The following is a 23,508-nucleotide window of genomic DNA, read 5'->3' on the forward strand; positions in this document are numbered from 1 at the left end:
GTGTATAAAGAATTGTTTAACTTTCCGGCTAGATAACCGATCTGCATATGAAAGTAAGCGCTACAAGGGTATACCGGACGAAAATTATTGAAGGGCTGTCTGTTCCAGCTGTTATCCATAACGGCAGTTATTTTTTTACCGACCTGGATATCTATGAAGATGGCAGAGTAGAATACTGGGAGATAGAAGATTTTGAGCATTTTAAACAGAAAATGCGGGAGGGCTGGATTGTAACAGTCATCCCTGATGGCTCTTCCATCTCTATACATGGACTCGGCTCATGGCCGGTTACAGCTGGTTCCTGGCTCTTTAATAAAAAGAGTTTTGTATCTCATGCAGAGTCACTTATCCGAACCCTGAATCCCCGGATGGAAAATATTTACACCTACCGTAAAAAAACGCTGAACGGTATCGGTTTTGTAGAAAGTGGTAAAGGAACTGTTTACAAAGAAAACAAACGGGGACCTTATGATCTTTTCCCTGAAAAAATAAATGGCAACAGCGAAAACCTGTTCTATCAAACTACGGATGGATATTACCTGGTGCGCTTAGTGCTCTACCCCGATCATACCGTCTGTCTGGAAAGGCTGGAAACGCCTATCCAGCTGTCTATGCAGGAATTTGAATCATTGGTCAGTCAGGGTATATTGCTAAGTGAAATACCGTTGCATGCGAAAGTGCATATATATGGATTGGGCAGTTTCGTTGCCGGCGAGGCCGACTATAGTGTCGACATAGATGACAAGCTGGCTGAAATCAGGGACACTTTAAGGCAAATGAGCGGAGCGCCTTCTTCCATAGCCTTGTGCAAACAGGCGTATGAAGCCTATATTGCAGATCCCACTGCTGCTAATAAAACGTTACTCCAGCAGCACTATGAAGCTGTGCCCGAGCATCAGAGAATGTATGTGGGAGATATGGATACGAAAGATACCGCTGTCAGAATGATTATATACGGAGAAGATGAGATCAAGGGCTGGTCGCATTACCAGCTGGCATTACATCAGGGACTGCCCTTGCCTTCGATCGATATACCAACAATGAAGAAAGACGATGAAGTATAGACTTGCTTTCCGTGATAGTACTGACTGATCAGTATACAGCCCTGGGGAAGTGTTTGCCACTATCAAAAAAATCACTTCCTTTACATCAGCAATGCTAAATGGTAAAATTTCATGAAAAAGGCAGCAGCAACCAGGCTCAACATATTACAAAAAGCATTTGAATTAATATACGTTAAAGGCTATCGGACTACGAGCATAGACGATATTATTGCCACTACACAGGTAACGAAAGGAGCCTTCTACTATCATTTCAAAAACAAGGATGAAATGGGGCTGGCCATTATCCATGAAATAATGAAACCCTCGCTCACTGACAGTTTGATAATACCTTTTCAAAAAGAACCTGATCCACTTCAGGCTATCTACCAATCGATGCATCATTTGCTGCTGGAAGACAAACTCCTTAAGCCAGAATATGGCTGTCCTGCTTCCAATTTCACCCAGGAGATGAGTCCCTGGCACACTGATTTTAATAATGCACTGGATGAACTGGTTGATCAATGGAAGAAAACACTGATCAAAGCTATCAATGATGGTAAAAAAAATGGCTATGTCCGTAAGGATGCAAATGCAGTACAGGTAAGCTTATTCGTTATATCCGGTTACTGGGGTATACGAAACTTCGGTAAACTGGAAAACAGCCGGACAGTGTACCTTGCCTATTTAAAAGAACTCAAAAATTACCTGGATACGCTGAAATAATTTTTTCCCAAAAAACATACTAACTAGTATGTTTTTAATATACCTTTGTTTTGTTCAATAAAATGAAGGATGTATTCAACGCTTATTCTCCTACATTCGGCCATCAGATGGCTGGTGGTGGGCAGTCTCTCTTATGCCATATACAGGGCATTTACAGGTTACAGGAACGGCAGGCCATTCACGGAAACAGACAATGCTGTCCGGCATTGGACGGCCACCATTGCGCATATTCAGCTGGTGATCGGGATGATACTATACACACAGAGTCCTGTCATCCAATTCTTCTGGAAGTCTCCCGCAACGGAACCTCATTTATTTGAGCATTTGTTTTTTGCATTGATTCATCTGATATTGATGATCAGCGCCATTGCATTGCTAACAGCTGGCTCGGCCATCACCAAAAGGAAAAAGACAGACCCTGAAAAATTCCGGTCGATGCTCCTTTGGTTCACCGTTGCTTTCTTCATCCTTTTCATTGCCATCCCATGGCCGTTTTCGCCCTTATCTCACAGACCATATTTCAGATAACATGATACACTTACTTAAATCGAAAATCGGACGCCTCCGTATCATCGGCATATTGGAAGGCATTTCATTGCTGGTACTTATTTTTATTGCGGTACCTATGAAGTATTTACTGGGAAACCCGGAATGTTCCAGGATAATGGGCCCTGTTCACGGTGCTTTATTCCTGCTATTTGTATTCAATACCCTGAGTGTGGGAGTAGAATATGAATGGAAGTTCCGCACCACCACCTGGAAAGTATTACTGGGATGCGTGATTCCATTTGGCACCTTTTATATCGACAGAAAAGTATTGCGTAATATGGAAGCGTAAAGCTGATAATCCCGATCAATAAATCAGATCTCAGATTTCATTCTGCTAAGCGCTTCCTGGGTTATGTTCAGATAATTCGCTACCAGTTTATTGGGCAAGCGGAGAACTACTTCCGGGTTCTCCTCCAGCAACAAACGGTACCGCTCGCGGGCACTCAGGGTGATAAAATCCTCCAGGCGACGGGTATTGGTAACATAGGCGTATTCAAGACTGTGCCGGTAAAACAAATCCCAGCCAGGTACGGTATTTACCAGGTCATAAAAATCAAGGCGATCAATATACAACAGCTCTGATGGCTCCACGGCCTGCGTAGACTCTTTTAATAAAGTACCACCGATAAAAGAGGTCAGTGAAGAGGAAAATGAATTTTCGAAAGCAAAGCGTCGTGTAACTTCTCTCCCATCCGGTTTGATAAAATACACCCGCAGACATCCCTTGTTTACAAAAAACATACGCCTGGAAAGCTCTCCAGCCCTTGCCACCAGCGCATTTTTTTTCACCTGTAAAGGTTTAAATGCAGCAAGCACCAGCTGTAGGTCTTCGTCCTTTAATCGGCTACGGTCTGCAATATATTTAGTTAACTGTTCATACATGTTGAGAAAATCATTATCATCCAACCAAATCCTGATAGGCAAAGAGTCCGGCGGTACCGCCTGTCATTATAAACAGTATATTACTACCCTTGGGGAACTTTTGCTGTTCGATATCTCCCAGCATGCCAGCAAACGCTTTTCCGCTATATACCGGGTCCAGAAATATACCTTCCGTTTGGGCCAGTAATCTTAACGCGCTCCACATGGATGAGGTAGGAATACCATACCCTTCCCCCCGATAGGCATCATTAACAAACACTTCAGTATCATGAATCATCTCCGTGTAGCCCAGCAGGTTAGCGGTAGCGATTGTTTTCTCGAGGGTGGTTCTTTTCGTTTGTGCTTCGTCGGCTAATACGGCATAGGAGCGAATTTCAGGGCCCGCCTGCGCTGCAAACTTCTGACCAGCCAGCAGCCCTGCATGGGTACCACTACTGCCATTGGGCACCAGGATATGGGAGAATTCCATATTCATCTGCTGGCTCTGCTCCATGATCTCCAGATAACAATTGGCATATCCCAGACAACCTACGGGATTGGAGCCACCCATGGGCATGACATAGGGTTTCCTGCCCTGAGCAATCAGTTCTGCACATCTCGCATCGAGGAAGGTTTGCACAGTTGCGCCCTTGGGGATAATCTGCACCGTGACGCCCATGATTTGTTCTAATAAAATATTTCCATTGTTGTTGTAGTTCAGGGTATCAATCGGCACCGGTTGAGACAGCACCAGTTCACAATGCATGCCGGCGCGTGCCGCCGCCGCTGCCGTAAGCCGTGCATGGTTGGACTGTACCCCTCCTGTAGTCAGCAGCGTATCTGCTCCCTGGCTGATGGCATCCTGAATAAGGTACTCCAACTTCCGGAGTTTATTGCCTCCCAGGCCTATATCCATCACATCATCCCGTTTCAGATAAACCTGTACATCCTTTAATTGCCGGTTCAGGTTCGATAAAGCATGGATACCTGTTGGATTCCCGATCAGTGGGTAAGCCTGATATTTATGTTCTAAATAATTCTTTTTCAAGATATACTATTGATGAGGTTCCGAATAATACTCAAAAATACAGTTTGTTATTTTTCAGACATAAAAAATCGATGAACAATACACCGGTAAAATTGTAATTATCGATGTCGATATGATGGTCGCATCAACAACTTTTAGTAAATTCGAAAAATCATGAGCAACTGTGTAGCCAAATGCGCAGGTTAACCGGCACCCGGATTCCACGTTCAACCCGACAATCGGATAGTGAATAATGACAGACAACGATGGTTCCCCTTGCAGCCTTCATCTTTCAGATTTCAGAAAATGTATCTATCCTTTAAGGATACATACATCAAACATATTTTTTAAACCAAATCTGAACATCAATGAAAATTTCAAACCCTGTGCAAGCAGTAACTGCTACTGCATTACTGTTGTCATCTTTCTTTCTGATGAACGCCTGCACTAAAAACCTGGCTGACACCACCCTTTCGAAACAAGCTGCAGACGCGGCAAAACAAGTCGCCGTTACTACTGTGACCATTGCCGACAGCAACCTGCTCGCCTACAAAAAGAGCCCGCATGAAATCTATGCCGGCTTCTACCGCTTTCAGGGCCCATGTTATGGCGCCGCTCCCAATGGTTCCAATTTTTCACAGGTACCTGACAGCCTCGATGTGCTGATCCTATTCTGCTTCAGCCCCACTTCACCAATTGCAGACAGTGTTCCCCAATGGATCAACGCCTTACATGCCAAAGGAACCAAAGTGATTGTAACAGGCAACCTCGACCTGGCCCCCGGTGCCCCGGACAACAGTACCGGCTATACGATAACTGCCCAGCGGATCATGGACAGTATCGTTAACAGATATGGATTTGACGGCTATGATATTGACATTGAAAGTAACCCCACCGGCACTACGTTGACCAGAATGGCCGGGGTTTACACTGCCCTGTCAAAATTCCTGGGCCCCAAATCCGGCACCGGTAAACTGCTGACATTCGATACCAATCAGAGCGGCAGCAACAACCTGTTCAGACAAGTATACTCCCTGGTAGACTATGTATGGCTTCAGGCATATGGCCGCGGAGCCTCCACGCTGCAGTCAACCTGGAATACATTTTCTCAGTATATCAAGTCCACACAGTTTGTTCCCGGTTTCTCCTTCTACGAGGAAAGAGGATACCCCGGCAATGTATGGTATGATATAACCTATCCTGTAAACGGTACAGGCAGAGCTTTTGACTATGCAAGATGGGAACCTACCACCGGGAAAAAAGGCGGCGTATTCGGCTACGCGATAGACAGGGATGCACCACTGACCTCATCTACAGATAATACCCTTTATACGCCTACTTATATTGTGAGCAAGAAATTAATAAAAATTATGAATCCCTAGGGCTAAAGCCCTGGGCTATATTAGATGGGACACGATGGGGGATTTTAATAGACTGAAATCCTGAAACAAAATAGATTAGATACAAGACTGGACTAAATGGCTGAATCCATCATAGCCCAGGGCTTCAGCCCTGGAAAAAAATAAGGCTATCCAAATGGATAGCCTTAACTCAATCATTCCTATAAAATTGCAATGGGCTTACTTAACGACGTCTGCCCAATAAGTTCCATCAGCATCTTTGCCGATAGTCAGCTTTTTTCCGGCACTGATTTGCTTATCACACCATTTTGCAAATGCCAGTTTGTCTTTTGATGAATAGTCGTGTTTTACCTCGGCAAACAGTCCCTGGTCTCTTCTGGAAGAAACACCAACGATATAAATGCCTTTACCTGGCTCTAACGCCAATGTATACACATTTCCTTTTGACAACAAAGCATCATATTGATCCAGAAACTCTTCTGTATCCTGGAAATAAACTTGCTGTGGTACAGATACATAGGTTGGGCTAACAATCGGGTTTACTTTTACATTGGAAATAGCAACATTGCTAACTAAAACACCTCCTGCTACTAAGGAGAAAAACAGTTTTTTCATAAAGGGTAACATTTTGATAATCCTAAAAATAACAGGGACTACTGTTACAGAATTTGCATTCACTTTTATTACAGCCCGTAAATTGACTGCTCAATACAACAAACATTGTTAGCACTGTTTACCATATTGAGCAATCATCTTACCAACCGGTAATATCTGCAATGTCAAGCGCCCCCTGAAGTTATTGGGAACACCAGTGATAATGTTCTCTACTTCAAAGTAGGAACTGCAAATGTTTTTGATTCCCGGATATACCCCATCAGATAACCAAAATCTTCCGGGTTGCTGGTTTCAATGATTACAAAAATTAGAACCTTCAAATCCGACGGACCTGAAGGCTTTGCGGACTTTTCTTTTTCATACGGGTCGGTTGAGGGTTTATAAATGATGATATTACTACATGCGGTTTACAACGTATCAGCCCAGGAAATATAGTAATAAAAAAAGTAGACCGGCCCCACTCGTTCCGTGACAGATACTGATCTCATGGATACCTGTCTGGTCATAGGTCAGCCGCTTTGAAGACCGTATCTGCATGCGCATTGTTAAGATAAAAACGGATTGTTGCATTCAACAGCTTTCAAATATTATCTACATGATAAGAATAGAGCACTTCCATTAAAATGTTTACATTTATATCAGGAACATCACAAGCTGTTTTGAAATGCAACTCTTGCCGTCTGCCATCTTAGCGCCATATATCAAAAGCTATACTGTCATCACTATTGATAAAGATCTTGACAACGAGGTGTTTTATCCGAGTGGATTTGTTGATCTGGTGATCAATATATCCAGCGGTGCTGCCGCCACTATCATCAATGGCAGAAAAAAAGATACCCCGGCAATAGAGTTGCTGGGGCATCTTACATTGCCTACGAGACTAACTGTCAATAAAGGTACTGTTGTGCTGATTGCGCGGATCTATCCGCATGCCAGCGCTTTATTCTTTCCCAATCCCCTCTCGGATTTCACCAACTATGCCACTGATCTGTACGATGTTTTTTCGAAAGAGAGCAGTGAGCTGTATGAGAGACTCATGCAGGTTCCGCTCATCGAACAAAAGATCAGGGTGCTGGAACATTACTTTCTGCAACAATTGAGAAAGCATGAAAACAGACTGAAGAAGGTAACGGTTGTTCAACAGCTTTGCAGCCATCTGTTTTCCGGGGAAGGTAACTTTAACCTGCCCGCTCTCGCTCACTATTCGGGCTTGTCTGAAAGATATATCCAAAGGCTCTACCTAACGAATGTTGGGATAAACCCCGCCTCCTTTGTGGCGGTAGTCCGGTTCAACAAAGCTTTACAACTTGTGCTCAACACACAGGACTCCCTTACTGCCATTGCTTATGATTGTGGATACTATGACCAGGCGCATTTCATCAAGGAGTTCAGAAAGTTTACGGGCATTACACCGTCATCAGCAAGGCGTTCACTAACGAAAAACGGGCAGGAGTTTCAACAGGCCGTCAACATAGGATTTTAGCATATACGTTATTTTGAAGGATGATTGCTGCTAAACATGTCGCGGTGCATCTTCCAGCCATCTTTTGTTTTTTTCCAGATGACCACCACTTTACCGTCGTCAATTTTATTGCCTTTCATATCAGTCATTTCATAATAGCTTTCTTCTGTCACGAACGTTTGTCCGTCACCGTAAAGATGCTGTATTATGAATCTGGTATGGACCTTCGGTCCATCTTTGAAGAACCTGGCCATATTCTCTTTTCCGCAAACAGGTGCTGCATTGGGCGGAAACAAGCAGGCATCGTCGGTATATCTGGTGAGGATAGATCCATCGTTTTTATTAGCCAGATCGGCATAAATAGCATTACTGGCTTCAATGGCCTTCCTGGCCTCCTTCAGCCGCTGATCTGCAGATTGCGCGCTGGCCAGATATGTCACTTCCAATAACAGACTTACCATAAGAATTCTTTTCATTTGTATTTTTTATACAAATGACGCACTTCTGTTGATGGTGAAATTGTAAAATTGCGAACAAAATTATGACTGGACCTGCAGGGCATTCAAACTTCTGTATATCCCTCCTTCTTTATCGATCAGCTGATGATGAGTGCCTTCTTCCGCCACTTTCCCCTTGTCTATTACGATGATTCTGTCGGCTTCCCGGATGGTGGAAAGCCGGTGAGCAATGATAATGCTGGTACGACCCTGCATGAGATTATTCAATGCGCCCTGTACCAGTTGTTCAGACTCAGCATCCAGTGCTGAGGTGGCCTCATCCAGGATAAGGATGCGCGGATTCTTCAGCAAAGCCCTTGCAATGGCTATCCGTTGCCGCTGTCCGCCAGAAAGCTGTACACCTCTGTCTCCCACCATTGTCTCAATACCCTCAGGGAAATGCCGGATAAAATCCCATGCATTAGCTTGTTGAGCAGCGGTAAGGATCTCTTCGTCACTGGCGCCGGGATTGCCATAGGCAATGTTATCCCGGATGGAAGCGGCAAACAGGAATACTTCCTGTGGTACCAGCGCGATCTGGCTTCTAAGCTCAGAGTAAGGTACATGGCGGATGTTACGTCCACCGAAATAAATATTGCCGTTTGCCGGATCATAAAGTCTCAGCAACAAGGCTGCAATGGTGCTTTTACCGGCGCCGCTATGGCCTACCAGTGCCACCTTCTGATTGGCGTTCACTGAAAAAGACACATCATCCAGTACCTGCTGATCAGGCCGTGTCGGATAATTAAAAGAGACGTTCCTGAAAAGGATGGTACCATCCAGTATATGCTGAGGCACTATACCCGTAGTATCTGTTAGTGGCTCCGGTTCTTCATCCAGGATTTCAAACAGGTGCCTGGTGGCGCCCATACTCTTCTGCATCTGGGTATATACTTCCGCCAGTTCTGTAATAGATCCGCCGATAAATGCTGCATATACCACAAAAGAGATCAGGGCGCCGGCCGAGTTCATTTCGCCGGTAGCCACCAGCAGCGCGCCTTTCCAGATGACGGCTACGATGGCCCCGAAGCCACAGAGTAACAACATCGAGGTAAACACCCCTTTGAACTTCCCGTTCTTCATACCGATATCGGCTCCTTCCATCACTTTCCGACGGTAACGTTTCATCTCAAAAAACTCGTTGGCAAACGCTTTCACACTCAGTATCCCCTGCAAAGTTTCTTCCAGAATATTATTTGCTTCCGCCAGTTTCCCCTGCGCATCTCCGGCAAACTTCCGGATATACCTGCCAAACAACAGGCCGATGGCCAGGATCACCGGAAATACCAGCAGTACAAATAATGCCAGTTTCAGCGAAGTTGTGAGCAACAATACAAAGGCTCCTGCAAACGTAATCATGTTACGGATAAACTCAGCCAGCGTAGTGGCAAGGGTTTCCTGCAACAAAGATATGTCTGCCGAAATATGGCTGTTCAGTTCCCCGATCTTCCTTCTCATAAAAAAAGACATGGGCAATCTGATCAGATGATTATATACATCCTGTCTTAATGCTGACAACGTCTTTTCTGTGACATTAACGAAAAGGGTTACACGAAAAAAAGACAGTATCGCCTGTCCACACAGGACGGCCAGCAAAAGCAATCCTACCCGGTTAATAGCCTCCGGCAGATGATCTTTTGCACCATAATCCACGAGCTGCCCCAGCAGATAAGGAATGGTCAGCCCTGCCAGGCTTGACAGGACCAGGAATAACATTCCTGCAGCAAAGGATCCCCAATAGGGCTTTATATAACTATATAACCTGAACATCTGCCGGGGCTTTGATTTCAACGAAGTGTCTGTCTGCATCGGTTATGGTTGAAGATAAATACGGTGTGTTTTCGTTTATGCGTGTACTTTTTTAGCGGAAGCGCCGGATGAGATATTTGCAGTAATATGACGCTGCAGGATATTCAGTGCCTGGTCCAGTGTTTCCTGTTCAATAGTCAATGCGGGCAGTAGTTTGACTACTTTATCATGTCGGCCAACACATTCCACAATCAGTTTATCCTGGAAGCTCTGCTGCGCTACTTTCTTTGCCAGTAAAGGATCTTCGAAAGATGAAAGATCGATACCCCACATCAGGCCCCGGCCTCTGATAACGATACGTTCATCTGCGGCGGCCAGTTCTTCTTTCAGGAAACGTTCTATGTAAGAGGCTTTTTGTTTTACAGCGGCTTCCAGACCTGTATCCCGTCTGAATTCCAGGGCAGCTTTAGCACCGATAAAAGCCAGCTGATAACCTCTGAAAGTACCGTTATGCTCACCCGGCTGCCAGATGTCCAGTTCCGGTTTCAGCAACAGCATGGCCATTGGAAGTCCGTACCCACTCAGTGATTTGGAGAGCACCACGATATCCGGTTTAATACCTGCCTCTTCAAAAGAGAAGAAGTCACCAGACCTTCCACAGCCAATCTGTATATCGTCGGCGATAAAAAGGATGCCGTGTTTTTCGCAGATCTGTTTGAGCCCACGCAGCCATTCAGGGGAGGCAACATTCACGCCTCCTTCTGCCTGTACAGTTTCAAGGATAACAGCAGCTGGTTTTTCGATACCGGAATGTGTGTCTTCCAGCATCAATTCAAGATAGGCAAGGCTGTCAAATCCAGCAGGGCCATTGTTTTCGAAGGGCAGGAAGGTAACATTATGCAGACCAACACCGGCCACCTGACGGTGATATTGGTTGCTGGTGAGCGCCAGGCTGCCTTGTGACAGTCCATGATAAGCACCCATGAAAGCGATCACATTGGAGCGTTTGGTATAATTCCTGGCCAGTTTTAATGCGGCCTCAATAGCATTGGTGCCGGTAGGTCCGCAGAACTGGAACTTATACTCCAATCCTTTGGGCTTCAGCAGGAGATCATTGAACGCGGTGATAAATTCACTCTTGGCAACAGTGAACAAATCGAGGCCCTGCATGATGTTATCCTCCGCCATATAGGCCAGCAGCTGCTGTTTGATATATTCATTGTTGTGGCCATAGTTGAGCGCGCCCGCTCCCATCAGGAAGTCAATATATGCGTCTCCGTTAGCTGTGTACAGATGTGATCCTTTTGCTTTGTTAAAGAGGGCCGGAAAACTTCTGGAGTAGCTCCTTACATTTGATTCCAATGTTTCAAAAACCTGTGTTGACATATCCGTAGATTGATTTAAGAGGTTAAGAATTTATATAATAGGATTAGTGGTCAGACTGATATCATTCAGATATTTATTCAGTGTGCCGGCCAGTTTTACTGCATTATCATTTTTGATCATCGAAACGTGGTCCCCTGGAACTTCTGCAGCTCTTACTTCCTCAGCAAAGGGTTTCCAGCCCAGCCATTCGTCGAAGCCCAGCTGCGACCATTGCTGATCTGCAGCACGTACTATCAGCAACGGAGCGTTCACTTTACCTTCGATAGTATAACCGATGGAAGCATTGCTGGTCAACAGGCGGATGGTCCGTTGTGTCAGCTCCGGCAGGCCGCTGTGTGCTACATACTGTTGGTGGATGGCATGGAGCATAAAAGCACGCCTTTCTGTTACCGGCAATGATGCCAGTCTGGCTTTGAGGTCCTGCACCCATTGCGGATAAGGTTTTGCCAGCAGGCGATGTTCTTCGAGATACTGCAGCGCATCCTCTACCAGCATCTCCACATCTTCAAAGGATACGTGACGGGCGGCCGGTGCATCCAGTATGATGGCTTGCTCTACCTGCTCCTCCACAGCTTCCAGCTGTTTGATCATCTCATACAACACATAGGCTCCAAAAGAATGTGCCATCAGTCTGTAAGGACCTTCCGGCTGTAAATCCCTGATACGGCTGATATTCCATGCCGCCAGTTCTTCCACACTGTCCAGTGGTCGTTCTCCTTCCAGGAGACCAGGCATACTGATACCATACACCGGCCCGGTATCTTCCAGACGGGCTGCTACACCATCGTACCAGTCCACCACACCATCGCCGCCGGGTATAATGAACAGTGGCCTATTAGCGGTTTTACCACCCAGCACTACTACATGCTCTCCACCTGGAAGTGTTGTTGCAGCAGCGTTTCCTCCATTTGTGCGTTGATCCAGCAGGCTGGCCTGCGCAGCAATGGTTTTATGTAACATGAGATCATTCAACCGTATATCATAACCGGCTTTTCTGATATGTGAAAGCAAACGTACCGCTGCAAGGGAATGCCCTCCTGTTTCAAAAAAGTTATGGTGAATGCCCGGTTGTTTTACACCCAGCAACTCTTCCCAGATAGTGGCCAGTAGCTGTTCAGTGGTTGTCACCGGTGCTACATAGGGTGTTCCGGCAAGCAGGCTGGATTCGGGTTCCGGCAGGGCTTTGCGGTTTACTTTTCCGTTGGCCGTCAGCGGAATCTCTTTCAATTCCAGTATGGCAGCGGGAATCATATATTCAGGCAGCCGGTTTTTCAGCATCGCCAGTACCTGTTCGCGTGTAAAGTTTTCTCTTATGACGAGGTAGGCGGCCAGGTATTTGTTGCCGGTACTATCTTGACGAGGCATCACGATTCCCTGTATCACCATACCACTTTCCTGTAATACCCGTTCAATTTCACCCGGCTCTGTTCTATAGCCACGGATCTTCACCTGATCGTCGGTGCGACCCATGAAGAGGATGTTGCCGTTGGGTAGCCAGCGGGCCATATCGCCGGTTTTATACACCCTGGCGTCGGGGTCAGCGCTGAATGGGTCCTGTATAAATTTCTCCGCAGTCAGCTCCCACTGATTCCAATAGCCTCTTGCTACTCCGGCACCTCCAATCCATAATTCGCCGCCTACACCCTGTGGTACCAGGTTTCCGGCCCTGTCGATGATATAAGCTACTGCTCCAGCCATGGGTGTACCTATAGGTATGCCTGTACCGGTACTATGCACACCTGTTTTGTACATACACTTACCAATCGTTGTCTCCGTAGGTCCGTAATGGTTATATACCGAGATCTCAGGGCTAAAGCCCCTGGCAATATTATCCTGTATCATGGTAATGACATCCTGCTGAAGGGCTTCACCGCCGAAGATGAGCAGCTTCTCCGGTAGCAGCAGCCGGCCTTCGGTGCTCAATGCTTTCCAGTGGGAAGGCACTATTTTCAGACAGTCGATGCTGTTAGCCTGGAAATACTCCTGCAACAACTCTGCATCTGTAATCCTTTCTGCAGAAATGATATGTAACACCGCACCGGCAGCCAGGGCCCCGAAAAGCACAGTATTACCCAGGTCTGTGGCGATAGTGGGCACCAGTGCAAACGAACGGCATGCTTCTGAGTTGCTCCGCTGATGAAGGCCATACAGATAATCGGACAGCTGAGCATGTTCTATCATAACTCCTTTGGGCCTGCCGGTAGAGCCAGATGTATAGATCACATAAGCCAGATGATCCGCCTGGCTATAATCGGCTATCACGGCTGTTTCAGCGACAGCACTAATTTCCGGCCAGTCCTCACGGAGATCTATACACGTAGTAATATTATTTAGCTGCAGTTTAGGCTGCAGATGACGGTCTGCCAGCACTATCCTGCTGCCGGTATCTTCCAGTATATAAGCAATTCTGTCTTCAGGGAAAGCCGGATCCACCGGCACATAAGCGCCGCCGGCTTTCAGGATGCCGAGTATCGCGACCATCATCTCCAGGCTTCGTTCCATACATATTGGCACCAGCCTGTCGTGTCCTATTCCTTGCTTTTTGAGGAACTGCGCCAGTATGCCTGCACGTTCATTCAGTTCTCTATAGGTCAGCTGCTGGTCTTCATATACTACTGCGGGTGCATCAGGATGTTTGGCTACCTGGTCGATGAACTGCGCTACAATTGTTTTTCTGGTTCCGCCGCCGCTAAGGTGGGCTGACTGTCTGCAAAACTGATGCAGCAGTGTCTGCTCTTCTTCCGGCGCCAGCATATAAAGCGCCCCTACTTCCTGGGAAGGCAATGTAACGGCAGACCATAACAACTGTTCGAAATGTTTGGCCATACGCTCAATGGTGGCCGGTGCAAAAAGATCTTTACAATAAACGATGTTCAGATCAATACCTTCTTCTGTAGTAGACCACATGAAATTGAGGTCGAACTTGGAAGTGGTATATTCCAGTTGCCCTGGTGACACCAGCAGATCGCCCAGCCGGAACTCACCTTCTGCTACGTCTTCAGATACAAACATGGCCTGGAATAAGGGATTTCTGCTCATGTCACGGTCTTTCACCACCAGCTCCACCACTTTTTCGAATGGAAGGTACTGATGCTCATAACTCTCCAGCAGTGTGGCTTTCACCTGTTTCAACAGTGATGTAAAGGAAAGATTCCCTTTCACTTCGCTTCTCAGCGCAAACGTATTTACAAAGAAGCCTATGAGGTTTTCCGTTTCCTGTTGTTGTCTGCCTGCGGCTACTGTGCCTACGCAGATATCTTCCTGCCCGCTGTAGCGGAACAACAGCACTTTATAAGCAGCAAGCAGTGTCATATACAGCGTTACCCCCTCGGTAGTGCTAAGTTGTTGCAACTTGGCCGTCAGCAACGGATCTATACGAAGTGGAAAGATAGCACCGGCATTACTTTGCAGCAGTGGACGTTCGTAGTCTGTCTGCAACTGCAGTGGCTCTGTACCGGAGAGTTTTTCTGTCCAGTATGTTTGTTGTGATTGCAGGAAATCCCCTGTCACATTGGCCCGCTGCCAGATTGCAAAATCTGCATATTGTAATGGCAGGGCCGGTAAAGAGAATGGAATTGCTGCCACAGCCTGTTCATACAGGGCACTTAGCTCCTGTACCAATATCCCGGCAGACCAGCCATCTGATGCAATATGGTGCATCACCAGCACCAGCACAGTTTCTTCCTTCCCTATAACAGCTACGCCTGCACGCAGCATATAATCTGCTGACAGGTCGAATGGCTGATTGATAAAGGTGTTAATATTTTCGTCGAGGTTGTGGGGGGCAATATCCTGCAATGTCCACTGTTCATGCCCTCTGACTACCTGATAAGGAACACCCTCTTCAGCGATGATGGAAGTCCTCAGCACTTCATGGCGTTCTATGATAGCCCGCAGTGATTGTTCCAACGCCTCCCGGTGTAATTGTCCTTTCAAGCGGAGTACGGAAGGCATATGATAATGCAGACTTCCTTCCAGCTGATCGATAAACCACAAACGTTCCTGGCTATACGACAAGGGTATCTGTTGCGGGCGCTGAGAAGCTGTAACCGGCGGGAGTTTTGCATGGTGGCCTTTCTCGCGGAGATGGTCCGCCAGCGTTACGATGGTAGGAAAGTCAAATATAGTTTTGACTGACAACTCTACCCCTATCTCATCACGGATAGCAGCCACCAGTCTGATAGCCAGCAAGGAGTGACCACCCAGATCAAAGAAATTATTGTAAATACCAATGGGCTCCTGCTTCAGCAGCCGTTGCCAGATGAGCACCAGCTTTTCCTCCGTTTGATTACGGGGAGGGGCATACGAAGTATCCGTTTGATCATTGGTACTCGTAACCACCAACTTTTTCTTATCTACCTTACCATTGATTGTCCGTGGCAGCTGGTCTATCTCTACCAGTGTGCCTGGCACCATATAAGCAGGTACCTGTGCCCGCAGAGAGTCCAGTATAGCTTCCCTGTCAAATTCCGTCTCCGGTACAACCCAGGCCACCAGATTTTTCTGTCCGTAATCATCAGCAATGGCCAGCACCACGCATTGTTTTACCAGTGGGCATTTTTGCAGGGCAGCTTCTACTTCTCCCAGCTCTATACGGTATCCGCGAATCTTCACCTGATCATCTGCCCGGTTGAGATATTCTATATTTCCATCCGGAAGCCGGCGCGCAATATCACCGGTACGGTATAATTTTTCCTGAGGGTTGTCACTGAAAGGATGGGCAACAAATTTTTCCGCCGTCAGTTCCGGCTGGTTGAAATAACCTCTGGCAACACCAGCACCACCCACATACAGTTCCCCAAGAACACCGGCCGGAACCGGCTGCAACCGGCTATTTAGCACATAGGCAGTACGGTTATTAAGGGGTACACCTATCGGAACATTATCCTGCAGCGGATTTCCATTGATAAGATAACTGAGTGAGAAAGTTGTGTTCTCAGTTGGCCCGTAGGCATTGCTGATAGCAATATGCGGGTAATGATGATGGAATTTTTTTGCGTGTTGTGAAGACATCTTTTCTCCTCCCACCAATATGTGCTTCAATCCTTCAAACACAGTGATATCAACATCCACCAAATGATTGAACCAGGCGGCCGTCATAAACAGCTTGGTCACCCCGCCGTTTGTCAGTGTTTTTCTAAGCACAGGAATATCCACCAGGTTATTATCCTCACTGAGTACCAGCCTGCCGCCATTGAGCAATGCCCCCCAGTATTCAAAAGTAGTGGCATCAAAGGCAAGCGATCCTGCCGACAGTATTGCATCTTCAGGCTTAAATTCAATAAAACCGGCATCATATACCAGGGTGACTATATTACGATGTGTCACCAGCACCCCTTTGGGTTTTCCGGTAGATCCGGAAGTGTACATGATATATGCCAGCTGATCAGGATGTATAGATACTTCCGGCAATGGTGTTTCATTGGTAGTCAGCGCCGACAGATCTTCTTTACAGATGACTTCCTGAATGATAGCCAGTTCCTCTTTCATATTATCCCTGAAAGCCGCGTCCGTGATGATAATACGATTACCGGCATCTTCCAGCATAAAACGGATACGCTCCCATGGATATGCGGGATCGATGGGCACATAAGCACCTCCTGCTTTCAGAATGGCCAGGATCACCACCATCATCTCAAGGCTACGGTCCATACAAACGGGCACCAGTGTTTCATTCGTGACACCTTTTTTATGCAGATAATGCGCCAGCTTTCCTGACTGCTCATCCATAGATTTATAGGTAAGCTGCCGGGCGCCACAGATGGCGGCAATTGCATCCGGGCGCTGCTGCACCTGGCTGTTAAACAGTGTGCTTATATTTTCATGCTCCGGATAGGGCTTGGATGTTTGATTTACTTCATACACCAGGTGCATATGCTCTTGCTCCGTCAGCGGAGAAAGCTCCCCTATTTTGCTGTAACGGGATGACATCATCTGCAACAACACCTGCCTGAAATGACTTTCCAGCTGCGAAACATAAGCATCATCGAGGATGGCTGCATTGTATTTAAAAAGTACCTGTATCTGTGCGCCTGCGCCCACAATCACACTCAGCGGATAATTGGAGTGTTCCTTGATCTCCACATTATCTACCCGGAATGCTCCCGGTGCGATGGTTTCCTCTTCTGCCTGCGGATAGTTTTCGAATACGAAGATGCTGTCAAACATATCCCCGCTGATACCCGTCCATTGCTGGATGGTATTCAGTGACAGATAGCCGTGTTCGCGGCATTGTATCTGTCCCTGTTGCAGTTGCTGCAGCCATTCTACAATAGTTGTTTCAGCAGTAAGAGTGGTAAACAGCGGCAAGGTATTGATGTACATGCCTGCACGCTTTTCTACCGCCGGCAGTTGCTCCGGCCTGCCAGAAACGATAACGCCATAGGTAATGGCATCCTGGCTGGTATAGCTATGTAACAGGAACGCCCATACGCCTTGTATCAGTGTATTAACCGTAAGCCCGTGTGTTCTTGCAAATACTTCGGCCTGCCGGCTGTTCTCTTCATCGAATGAAAGTAATCGTTCATGATAATGCCCGATTCCTTTTGTACGATCGGCACTTGCCTGGATGAATGGCAACAGTGTTCCTTCTGTAATGCCGCTCATATATTGCCGCCAGTGCTGTTCCGCAGCGTTGGCATCCTGTGATGAGATAAAGCGGATGTAGTCTTCGAAGGCATCGGTGGTAGTATCCTCCACTGTTTTACCTGCGGCCAGCTGTTTGTAGTACTGCATGAATTCTTCCATCAGCACGGAGATAGACCACCCATCCAACAGGATATGATGAAAGGTCCAGACCATTAAATAATTGCGTTCGCCGGTCTGTAGCAGCGCGATACGCATCAGCGGCGGTGTTTTAAAATCAATACCCTTCGCCTTGTCTTCCGCCAGGAACGTGTCTATCGCGGCCTGTTGTACAGCTGCATCCGGATGACGGAGATCCTGTATCGTAAAAGGTAGCGTCACATCATTGTACACACATTGCACGGGTATCTCCAGTAATTTATGTTCAAACGCTGTTCGCAGAATGGTATGCTTCTGCATCAACAGCTGCCAGGTTTGTTTCAGCAGTTCAGGGTCGGCATTAAATACATGACTGGAAACCTGTTCCAGATATGCAGAGGTCTGCCCGTCGTACAACCCGTGGAACAACATGCCTTCCTGTAAGGGACTTAAACGGTACATCGAATCAATATTGCCGGCCCTTTTCTTTGCTACAGGCTGGGAAGCGGTCTTCAGGAAACTGATCAGCTCCTGTTTGTTAGCCTTGATAAATTCTATTACTTCTGTGTCTTTCCTGATAGCCGCTATCTGTTCATCAGTGAGCCGGCTTTTATCTCCTTTCAGGATCAGTTTTTCTCCTTCAACAGTCAGTGAGAAATGTGACTGTTGAAGCCTGTCAACAAACGCTTTAATGGTCATTTTTACAATTTTAAAAGCTTAGTATATCTTCGGACTGGTCTTCTTCGCTATTCAGGAACCGGTCCATTTTTTCAAAGGTCACTTCACCGGAAAGCCCATAATCTGCGGGCGTAAACACCTGTCCCTGTTTTCCCTGCTTCACGCAGTGGTTGATCAGTTCCTGCAGGTGGCTGATATAAACGGCTGCTAACGACTGTACAGTGGCATCTTCATAATGACGGCTGCTATAGTTCCAATGGCATGACAGCACACCGTCCTGTATCATACTATTGATGGAGATGAGGTCTCTTATAGGGAAATTTCCGCCTACTTCTTTTCCTGTATATTCTTCTGCTGTTGACAGCAGCCCTTCTTCACTGCTCATGTTGTCAAACTGCCCCAGGTAGTTAAACAGAATATTCCATGGCAGTACTCCTTGTAACCCAGGCTCCCGGCGGATATAACGCAGTACACCAAAGCCCATTCCTTTGTCGGGCACCTGCCGGAGCTGTTCCTTTATGCTGATGATCAGTGCAGCCTGACCGGTTGTTCCGGTCATATCCAACAACAGCGGGTACATAGAAGTGAACCAACCTGTAGTACGGCTGGTATCTGTTCCGGGAACTACATTTTCCCGTCCATGCCCTTCAAGGCCGATGGCTATCTGCTGATAGCCCGTCCAGTCATGGAGTGTGAGCGCCAGCGCCGACAATAGAATATCGTTGATCTCTGTATTATAAGCCTGTGGCACATCCTGCAGTAAGCGACGGGTGACTGTTTCATCGAGGTACAGGCTGAAGGAAGTGGTTTCCTTTGTAAGCGCAGCTGTTCCTTCATGACGGTCTGCAGGCAATGGGCGGGCCATCTTCATCACCCGCTCCCAGTAAGGCTGCTGAGCCAGCAGTGCAGAACTCTGACCGTATTGTTCCAATGCTGTATACCACTGACGATATGAATTGGTTTTATCTGTCAGGTTATCCTTCATGCCTTTCAGAAGCTGCTCCAGGTCTTCCAGCAGAATGCGCCAGGATACGCCGTCGATAGCAAGATGGTGAACAGCTATGAAGAGGCGGTTGTGTGAGGTGGTTTCTGGTGTGATGATATGTAATATGCTGAGCAGTTTTCCACTGGTGATATCCAAAGATTCCTGTCCCTGTGCACAGGCTTCACTGATGCGGGCTGTCAGCTCTGTCTCCGAAACAGCTGTCAGATCTATTGTTTCAGGCACACAGGGTGTTTCACCATATACCTGTTGCCATCCTGTTTCATTTTTTGAATAGACGAAACGCAGCGCATCATGATGCAGTAACAGCTGTTCCACTGCGTCCGACACCGCTGTTGGGCTGAGTTGTTTGTCGATACGCAGCAACATGCTTTGGTTAAAATGACTGAGGTCAGCCACTTCAGTGGGTCCTTCTTCAAAAAACCATTGTTGTATAGGAAGAAGCCCTGCAGGACCTTTTAGCATGCCCTGCTCTCCGGCCACCAAAAATGTTCCGCCACGATGTGTAGCCAGTGCAGCCAGCTGTGCAATCGTCTGGTGCAGAAATACATCCTTAGGCTGTAATTCGCATCCGGCGCGGCGTGCACGGCTTACCAGCTGAATACTGATAATAGAGTCACCTCCCAGCCGGAAAAAATTATCGTGAATACCAATGTTGTTTTTCCCTAACAGTTCCTGCCAGATGGCCACAAGTGCTATTTCTGTGGCATTACGGGGGGCCACATATTCCTGAGATGAGGTTTGCGCTTCTATCCTGGGTTCAGGCAGGGCACGGCGATCTATCTTACCATTAGCTGTCAGCGGCATCACCGTCATCTCTACATACCATGCCGGTACCATATAGGCCGGTAAATGGTCTTTCAGATATTCATCGAGGGTTGTTTCATCAAAAGTGCCTACGGGCACGATATAGGCGACCAACTGTTTATTGCCACGGGAATCGGGAGTGGCTGTCACCACAGCCTGATCGGCCAGTCCGCTCTGCAGCAATACATTCTCTATCTCTCCCAGCTCTATGCGGTGACCACGGATCTTTACCTGATCATCTTTCCGGCCCAGAAACTCGATGTTACCATCAGGCATCCAGCGCGCCAGGTCGCCGGTGCGGTACAGCCGCTCGCCGGCGAGGAATGGATGTGGTACAAATTTCTTTGCCGTTAGTTCAGGCTGGCCGAGATACCCTCTTGCAAGCTGGCTGCCGCTTACACACAACTCACCAGCCACGCCAACAGGCACCGGCCTTAATGATGGGTCCAGGATATAAATGCGTGTATTGCTCAGCGCCTTACCAATTAAGGGATGAGCGCTACCCTCCGTGGGGAGTGTATAACAGCTGGATACAACAGCGTTCTCTGTTGGACCGTAGTTGTTGACCAGGCGATAATTTACATCTGTCAGCGTTATTGCCGGCAAGCGGTCACCTCCGGTCAGCAGGTATTGCAGCGGCACCTGACGGCCATGCAGGGCCTGCATGATCTCTGGTACCAGCCCGGTAGCCATAAAGCTGTGTGTGATACCAGCTGAAACATAGAGCGACACTACTGTTTCCGGCGACAGCCTTGTATCATCATCCAGCAGCCAGATACAGGCGCCGGCACAGAGATAAGGCCACAGCTCCCATCCAAAGGCATCGAAACCAATACTGGCCATCGCCGTTGCACGGCTTTCAGCGCTCACTTCATAATAAGCCGCATGCCAGCGTACCAGGTTCACTACATTGCCATGTTCTATCATTACGCCTTTGGGCTGTCCTGTAGAACCAGATGTATAGATAACATAAGCCAGCTGTTTTTCGGATATATGATCCTTCAACTCTTCAACAGAACTGTTGTCAAATATATTTTCATCAGCCAGTATGATGTCCCCTTTAGCTTCACTCCATAATGAAGCATACTTTGAGGTGGTTAATACCAGTTCACTGCTGCTGTCCGCCAGCATATAGGTAATACGTTCACGGGGATAACCAGCATCCAGCGGAACATAAGCTGCGCCAGCCTTGAGGATACCCAACATACAGATTACCAGTAACGGGCTGCGGTCCATACACACTGCTACCAGGCTTTCTGCCTTCACACCACGGGACTGCAGGTAATGCGCCACCTGATTGGAACGTTCATCCAGTTCACGGTAAGTAAGTTCCACCGCTCCACCCACCAGTACCCGTTCATCTGCACGCAGCAAGGCTTGTTCCCTGAAAAGGGATACCAGGGTAGCAGGAGGCTGTGCTGCCAGTTGTAAAGGCGATGCCGGAAATGTTTCCAGCAACAGCTGTTCTTCTGCTGCTGTGAGGATGTTCACCGCCCCGATCAACTGCGCCGGTGCTTCAATAACCGATTGCAATAACCGCTCATAATGAGCGGCCATACGGGTGATCGTTTCTTCGTGAAAGAGGTCCGTACAATATTCTATATCCAACGTAAGCCCGGCGGGTGTTTCATCCAGCACAAAAGACATGTCAAATTTGGCGCTGGTATGTATAGCTTCTCCAACAGACAATACCATATCACCCAGTTTCACTTCTTCTTCCTCTGGTGTATTCTGCAGGGAGAACATCACCTGAAACAATGGTGTTCTGTCCAGCTCCCTTTCTGTCACCACGGCATCCACTACTTTTTCGAACGGTGTATCCTGGTGCTGATAAGCCTGCAGCAGGGTTTCTTTCAGTTGTTGAAGTAAGTCCCTGAAGGAAATATTGCTTTCCACGTTGCTGCGGATGGCCAGTGTATTGATAAAGTAGCCAACCACCGGTTCTGTTTCGCGCAGTTTTCTGCCAGCTACGGGAATGCCTACACTAATATCTTCCTGTCTGCTGTAACGATATAATAATACTTTGAATGCCGCCAGCAGCGTCATAAACAGGGTTACCCCTTCGCGTTGGCTGATTTGTTTCAGGGCAGCCGTGAGCATAGCGTTCAGTTTGAACACGGCCATAGCTCCACGGGTACTCTGTATGGCCGGCCTCGCATGATCCAGCGGCAAGTCCAGGGCAGTAACACCGGAAAGTTGTTTTTTCCAGTATTCCAGCTGATCGGCCAGTACCTTTCCGGCGATGTGGCTGCGTTGCCATACTGCAAAGTCGGCATAACGGAAAGGCAGCTCCTGCAGACGGGAAGCACGTTTTTCGATACGGGCAGCATAGAGTTCTGCCAGCTCTGAAATAATGATGGATTCAGACCATCCATCAGAGGAGATATGGTGGGTGACGATGACCAGCGTATGCTCTTCCGGCGCTATTGTGACAAGCGCCGCCCGCAGCATATAATCTGCAGAGAGATCGAAAGGCTTTTGTACAAAGGCATCCGTTTTCGCTGCATGGATATCCGCCAGCTTCCAGCCTGTAGCATCCAGTGTATGCTGCGAAGCTGCATCATCATCTGCCGACCAGACTATCACGGTCCTCAACGCCTCATGGCGATTAACAATATCACGAAGGGCAGCTTCCATGCTGTCACGGTCAAGGTGACCTTTCATGTGTACCACAGATGGAATGTGATAAGGGATACTGCCTTCCAGCTTGTCTACCAGCCACAACCGCTCCTGGCTGAAGGAGAGCGGGATACGCTCTCCATCGGGCACGCGCCGCAGGCCATAGTCTTTTACAGTGCCACCCTGCGGCCCGTTATCCTTCAGGTATTGCAACAGCCCATCCTTATTACTTTTCAGGGTGTCCCAGAAGTCATCGTCCACCTCATCTTCTTCATCCATTTCAATCACCAGCTGATCATCATCCAGTAATATCTCCACCCTCAGTGTTGCTGCTTTTTCCAGCAATGCTGCTATGTCTGTCATTTCAGAAGTTTTCATATACAATTATTTCAAGGGGTTATCTCT

The 23,508-nt window shown here is 47.4% G+C and carries 14 protein-coding genes; 6 read left to right on the plus strand and 8 right to left on the minus strand.

Features of this window, described 5'->3' with window-relative positions; translation table 11 throughout:
• The first annotated feature begins 47 nt into the window (after positions 1-47).
• From DF182_RS30015 to DF182_RS30030, 4 genes are all read left to right on the plus strand, one after another.
• Positions 48-1,064: a DUF7638 domain-containing protein gene (locus DF182_RS30015; protein ID WP_113619443.1), complete on the plus strand. Its 1,017-nt coding sequence runs from the start codon at positions 48-50 to the stop codon at positions 1,062-1,064.
• Between the two features lie 111 nt (positions 1,065-1,175).
• Positions 1,176-1,766: a TetR/AcrR family transcriptional regulator gene (locus DF182_RS30020; protein WP_113619444.1), complete on the plus strand. Its 591-nt coding sequence runs from the start codon at positions 1,176-1,178 to the stop codon at positions 1,764-1,766.
• A 69-nt stretch (positions 1,767-1,835) separates the two neighbouring features.
• The gene (locus tag DF182_RS30025) at positions 1,836-2,294 is read left to right on the plus strand and encodes a hypothetical protein (RefSeq protein WP_113619445.1); all 459 of its coding nucleotides are present in this window, start codon (positions 1,836-1,838) and stop codon (positions 2,292-2,294) included.
• Between the two features lies 1 nt (position 2,295).
• Complete coding sequence (locus DF182_RS30030; protein WP_113619446.1) at positions 2,296-2,604, plus strand: DUF3817 domain-containing protein; 309 nt, start codon at positions 2,296-2,298, stop codon at positions 2,602-2,604.
• 23 nt (positions 2,605-2,627) lie between these two features.
• On the opposite strand, the gene DF182_RS30035 is transcribed toward DF182_RS30030, so the two are convergent.
• Positions 2,628-3,197: a Crp/Fnr family transcriptional regulator gene (locus DF182_RS30035; RefSeq protein ID WP_113619778.1), complete on the minus strand. Its 570-nt coding sequence runs from the start codon at positions 3,195-3,197 to the stop codon at positions 2,628-2,630.
• Positions 3,198-3,213: 16 nt separating this feature from the next.
• Positions 3,214-4,224: a D-cysteine desulfhydrase family protein gene (locus DF182_RS30040; protein ID WP_113619447.1), complete on the minus strand. Its 1,011-nt coding sequence runs from the start codon at positions 4,222-4,224 to the stop codon at positions 3,214-3,216.
• A 347-nt stretch (positions 4,225-4,571) separates the two neighbouring features.
• On the opposite strand from DF182_RS30040, the gene DF182_RS30045 reads away from it, so the two are divergent.
• A complete protein-coding gene (locus DF182_RS30045; RefSeq protein ID WP_113619448.1) occupies positions 4,572-5,585 on the plus strand; it encodes an EndoS/ChiA family endoglycosidase in 1,014 nt (337 codons plus the stop codon).
• Between the two features lie 198 nt (positions 5,586-5,783).
• Here DF182_RS30045 and DF182_RS30050 read toward each other — a convergent pair whose 3' ends face one another.
• Positions 5,784-6,179, minus strand: a complete 396-nt coding sequence (locus DF182_RS30050) for a hypothetical protein (RefSeq protein WP_113619449.1) — start codon at positions 6,177-6,179, stop codon at positions 5,784-5,786.
• 664 nt (positions 6,180-6,843) lie between these two features.
• Here DF182_RS30050 and DF182_RS30055 point away from each other — a divergent pair.
• On the plus strand, positions 6,844-7,662 hold the full coding sequence (locus tag DF182_RS30055; protein WP_113619450.1) for a helix-turn-helix transcriptional regulator: 819 nt from the start codon (positions 6,844-6,846) through the stop codon (positions 7,660-7,662).
• Positions 7,663-7,670: 8 nt separating this feature from the next.
• Here the strand turns inward: DF182_RS30055 and DF182_RS30060 are convergent, their stop codons facing one another.
• From DF182_RS30060 to DF182_RS30080, 5 genes are all read right to left on the minus strand, one after another.
• Positions 7,671-8,117, minus strand: a complete 447-nt coding sequence (locus DF182_RS30060; protein WP_211327248.1) for a Cif family virulence factor — start codon at positions 8,115-8,117, stop codon at positions 7,671-7,673.
• A 63-nt stretch (positions 8,118-8,180) separates the two neighbouring features.
• The gene (locus tag DF182_RS30065) at positions 8,181-9,947 is read right to left on the minus strand and encodes an ABC transporter ATP-binding protein (RefSeq protein ID WP_113619451.1); all 1,767 of its coding nucleotides are present in this window, start codon (positions 9,945-9,947) and stop codon (positions 8,181-8,183) included.
• A gap of 36 nt (positions 9,948-9,983) precedes the next feature.
• On the minus strand, positions 9,984-11,273 hold the full coding sequence (gene ectB, locus DF182_RS30070; RefSeq protein ID WP_113619452.1) for a diaminobutyrate--2-oxoglutarate transaminase: 1,290 nt from the start codon (positions 11,271-11,273) through the stop codon (positions 9,984-9,986).
• 30 nt (positions 11,274-11,303) lie between these two features.
• Positions 11,304-18,695 carry a non-ribosomal peptide synthetase gene (locus DF182_RS30075; protein WP_113619453.1) on the minus strand — a complete coding sequence of 2,464 codons (7,392 nt, stop codon included), beginning with the start codon at positions 18,693-18,695 and terminating at the stop codon, positions 11,304-11,306.
• A gap of 10 nt (positions 18,696-18,705) precedes the next feature.
• The gene (locus DF182_RS30080; protein WP_113619454.1) at positions 18,706-23,481 is read right to left on the minus strand and encodes a non-ribosomal peptide synthetase; all 4,776 of its coding nucleotides are present in this window, start codon (positions 23,479-23,481) and stop codon (positions 18,706-18,708) included.
• Between the last annotated feature and the right edge of the window lie 27 nt (positions 23,482-23,508).

The sequence above is a fragment of the Chitinophaga flava genome, from assembly GCF_003308995.1.
Lineage (GTDB): Bacteria > Bacteroidota > Bacteroidia > Chitinophagales > Chitinophagaceae > Chitinophaga > Chitinophaga flava.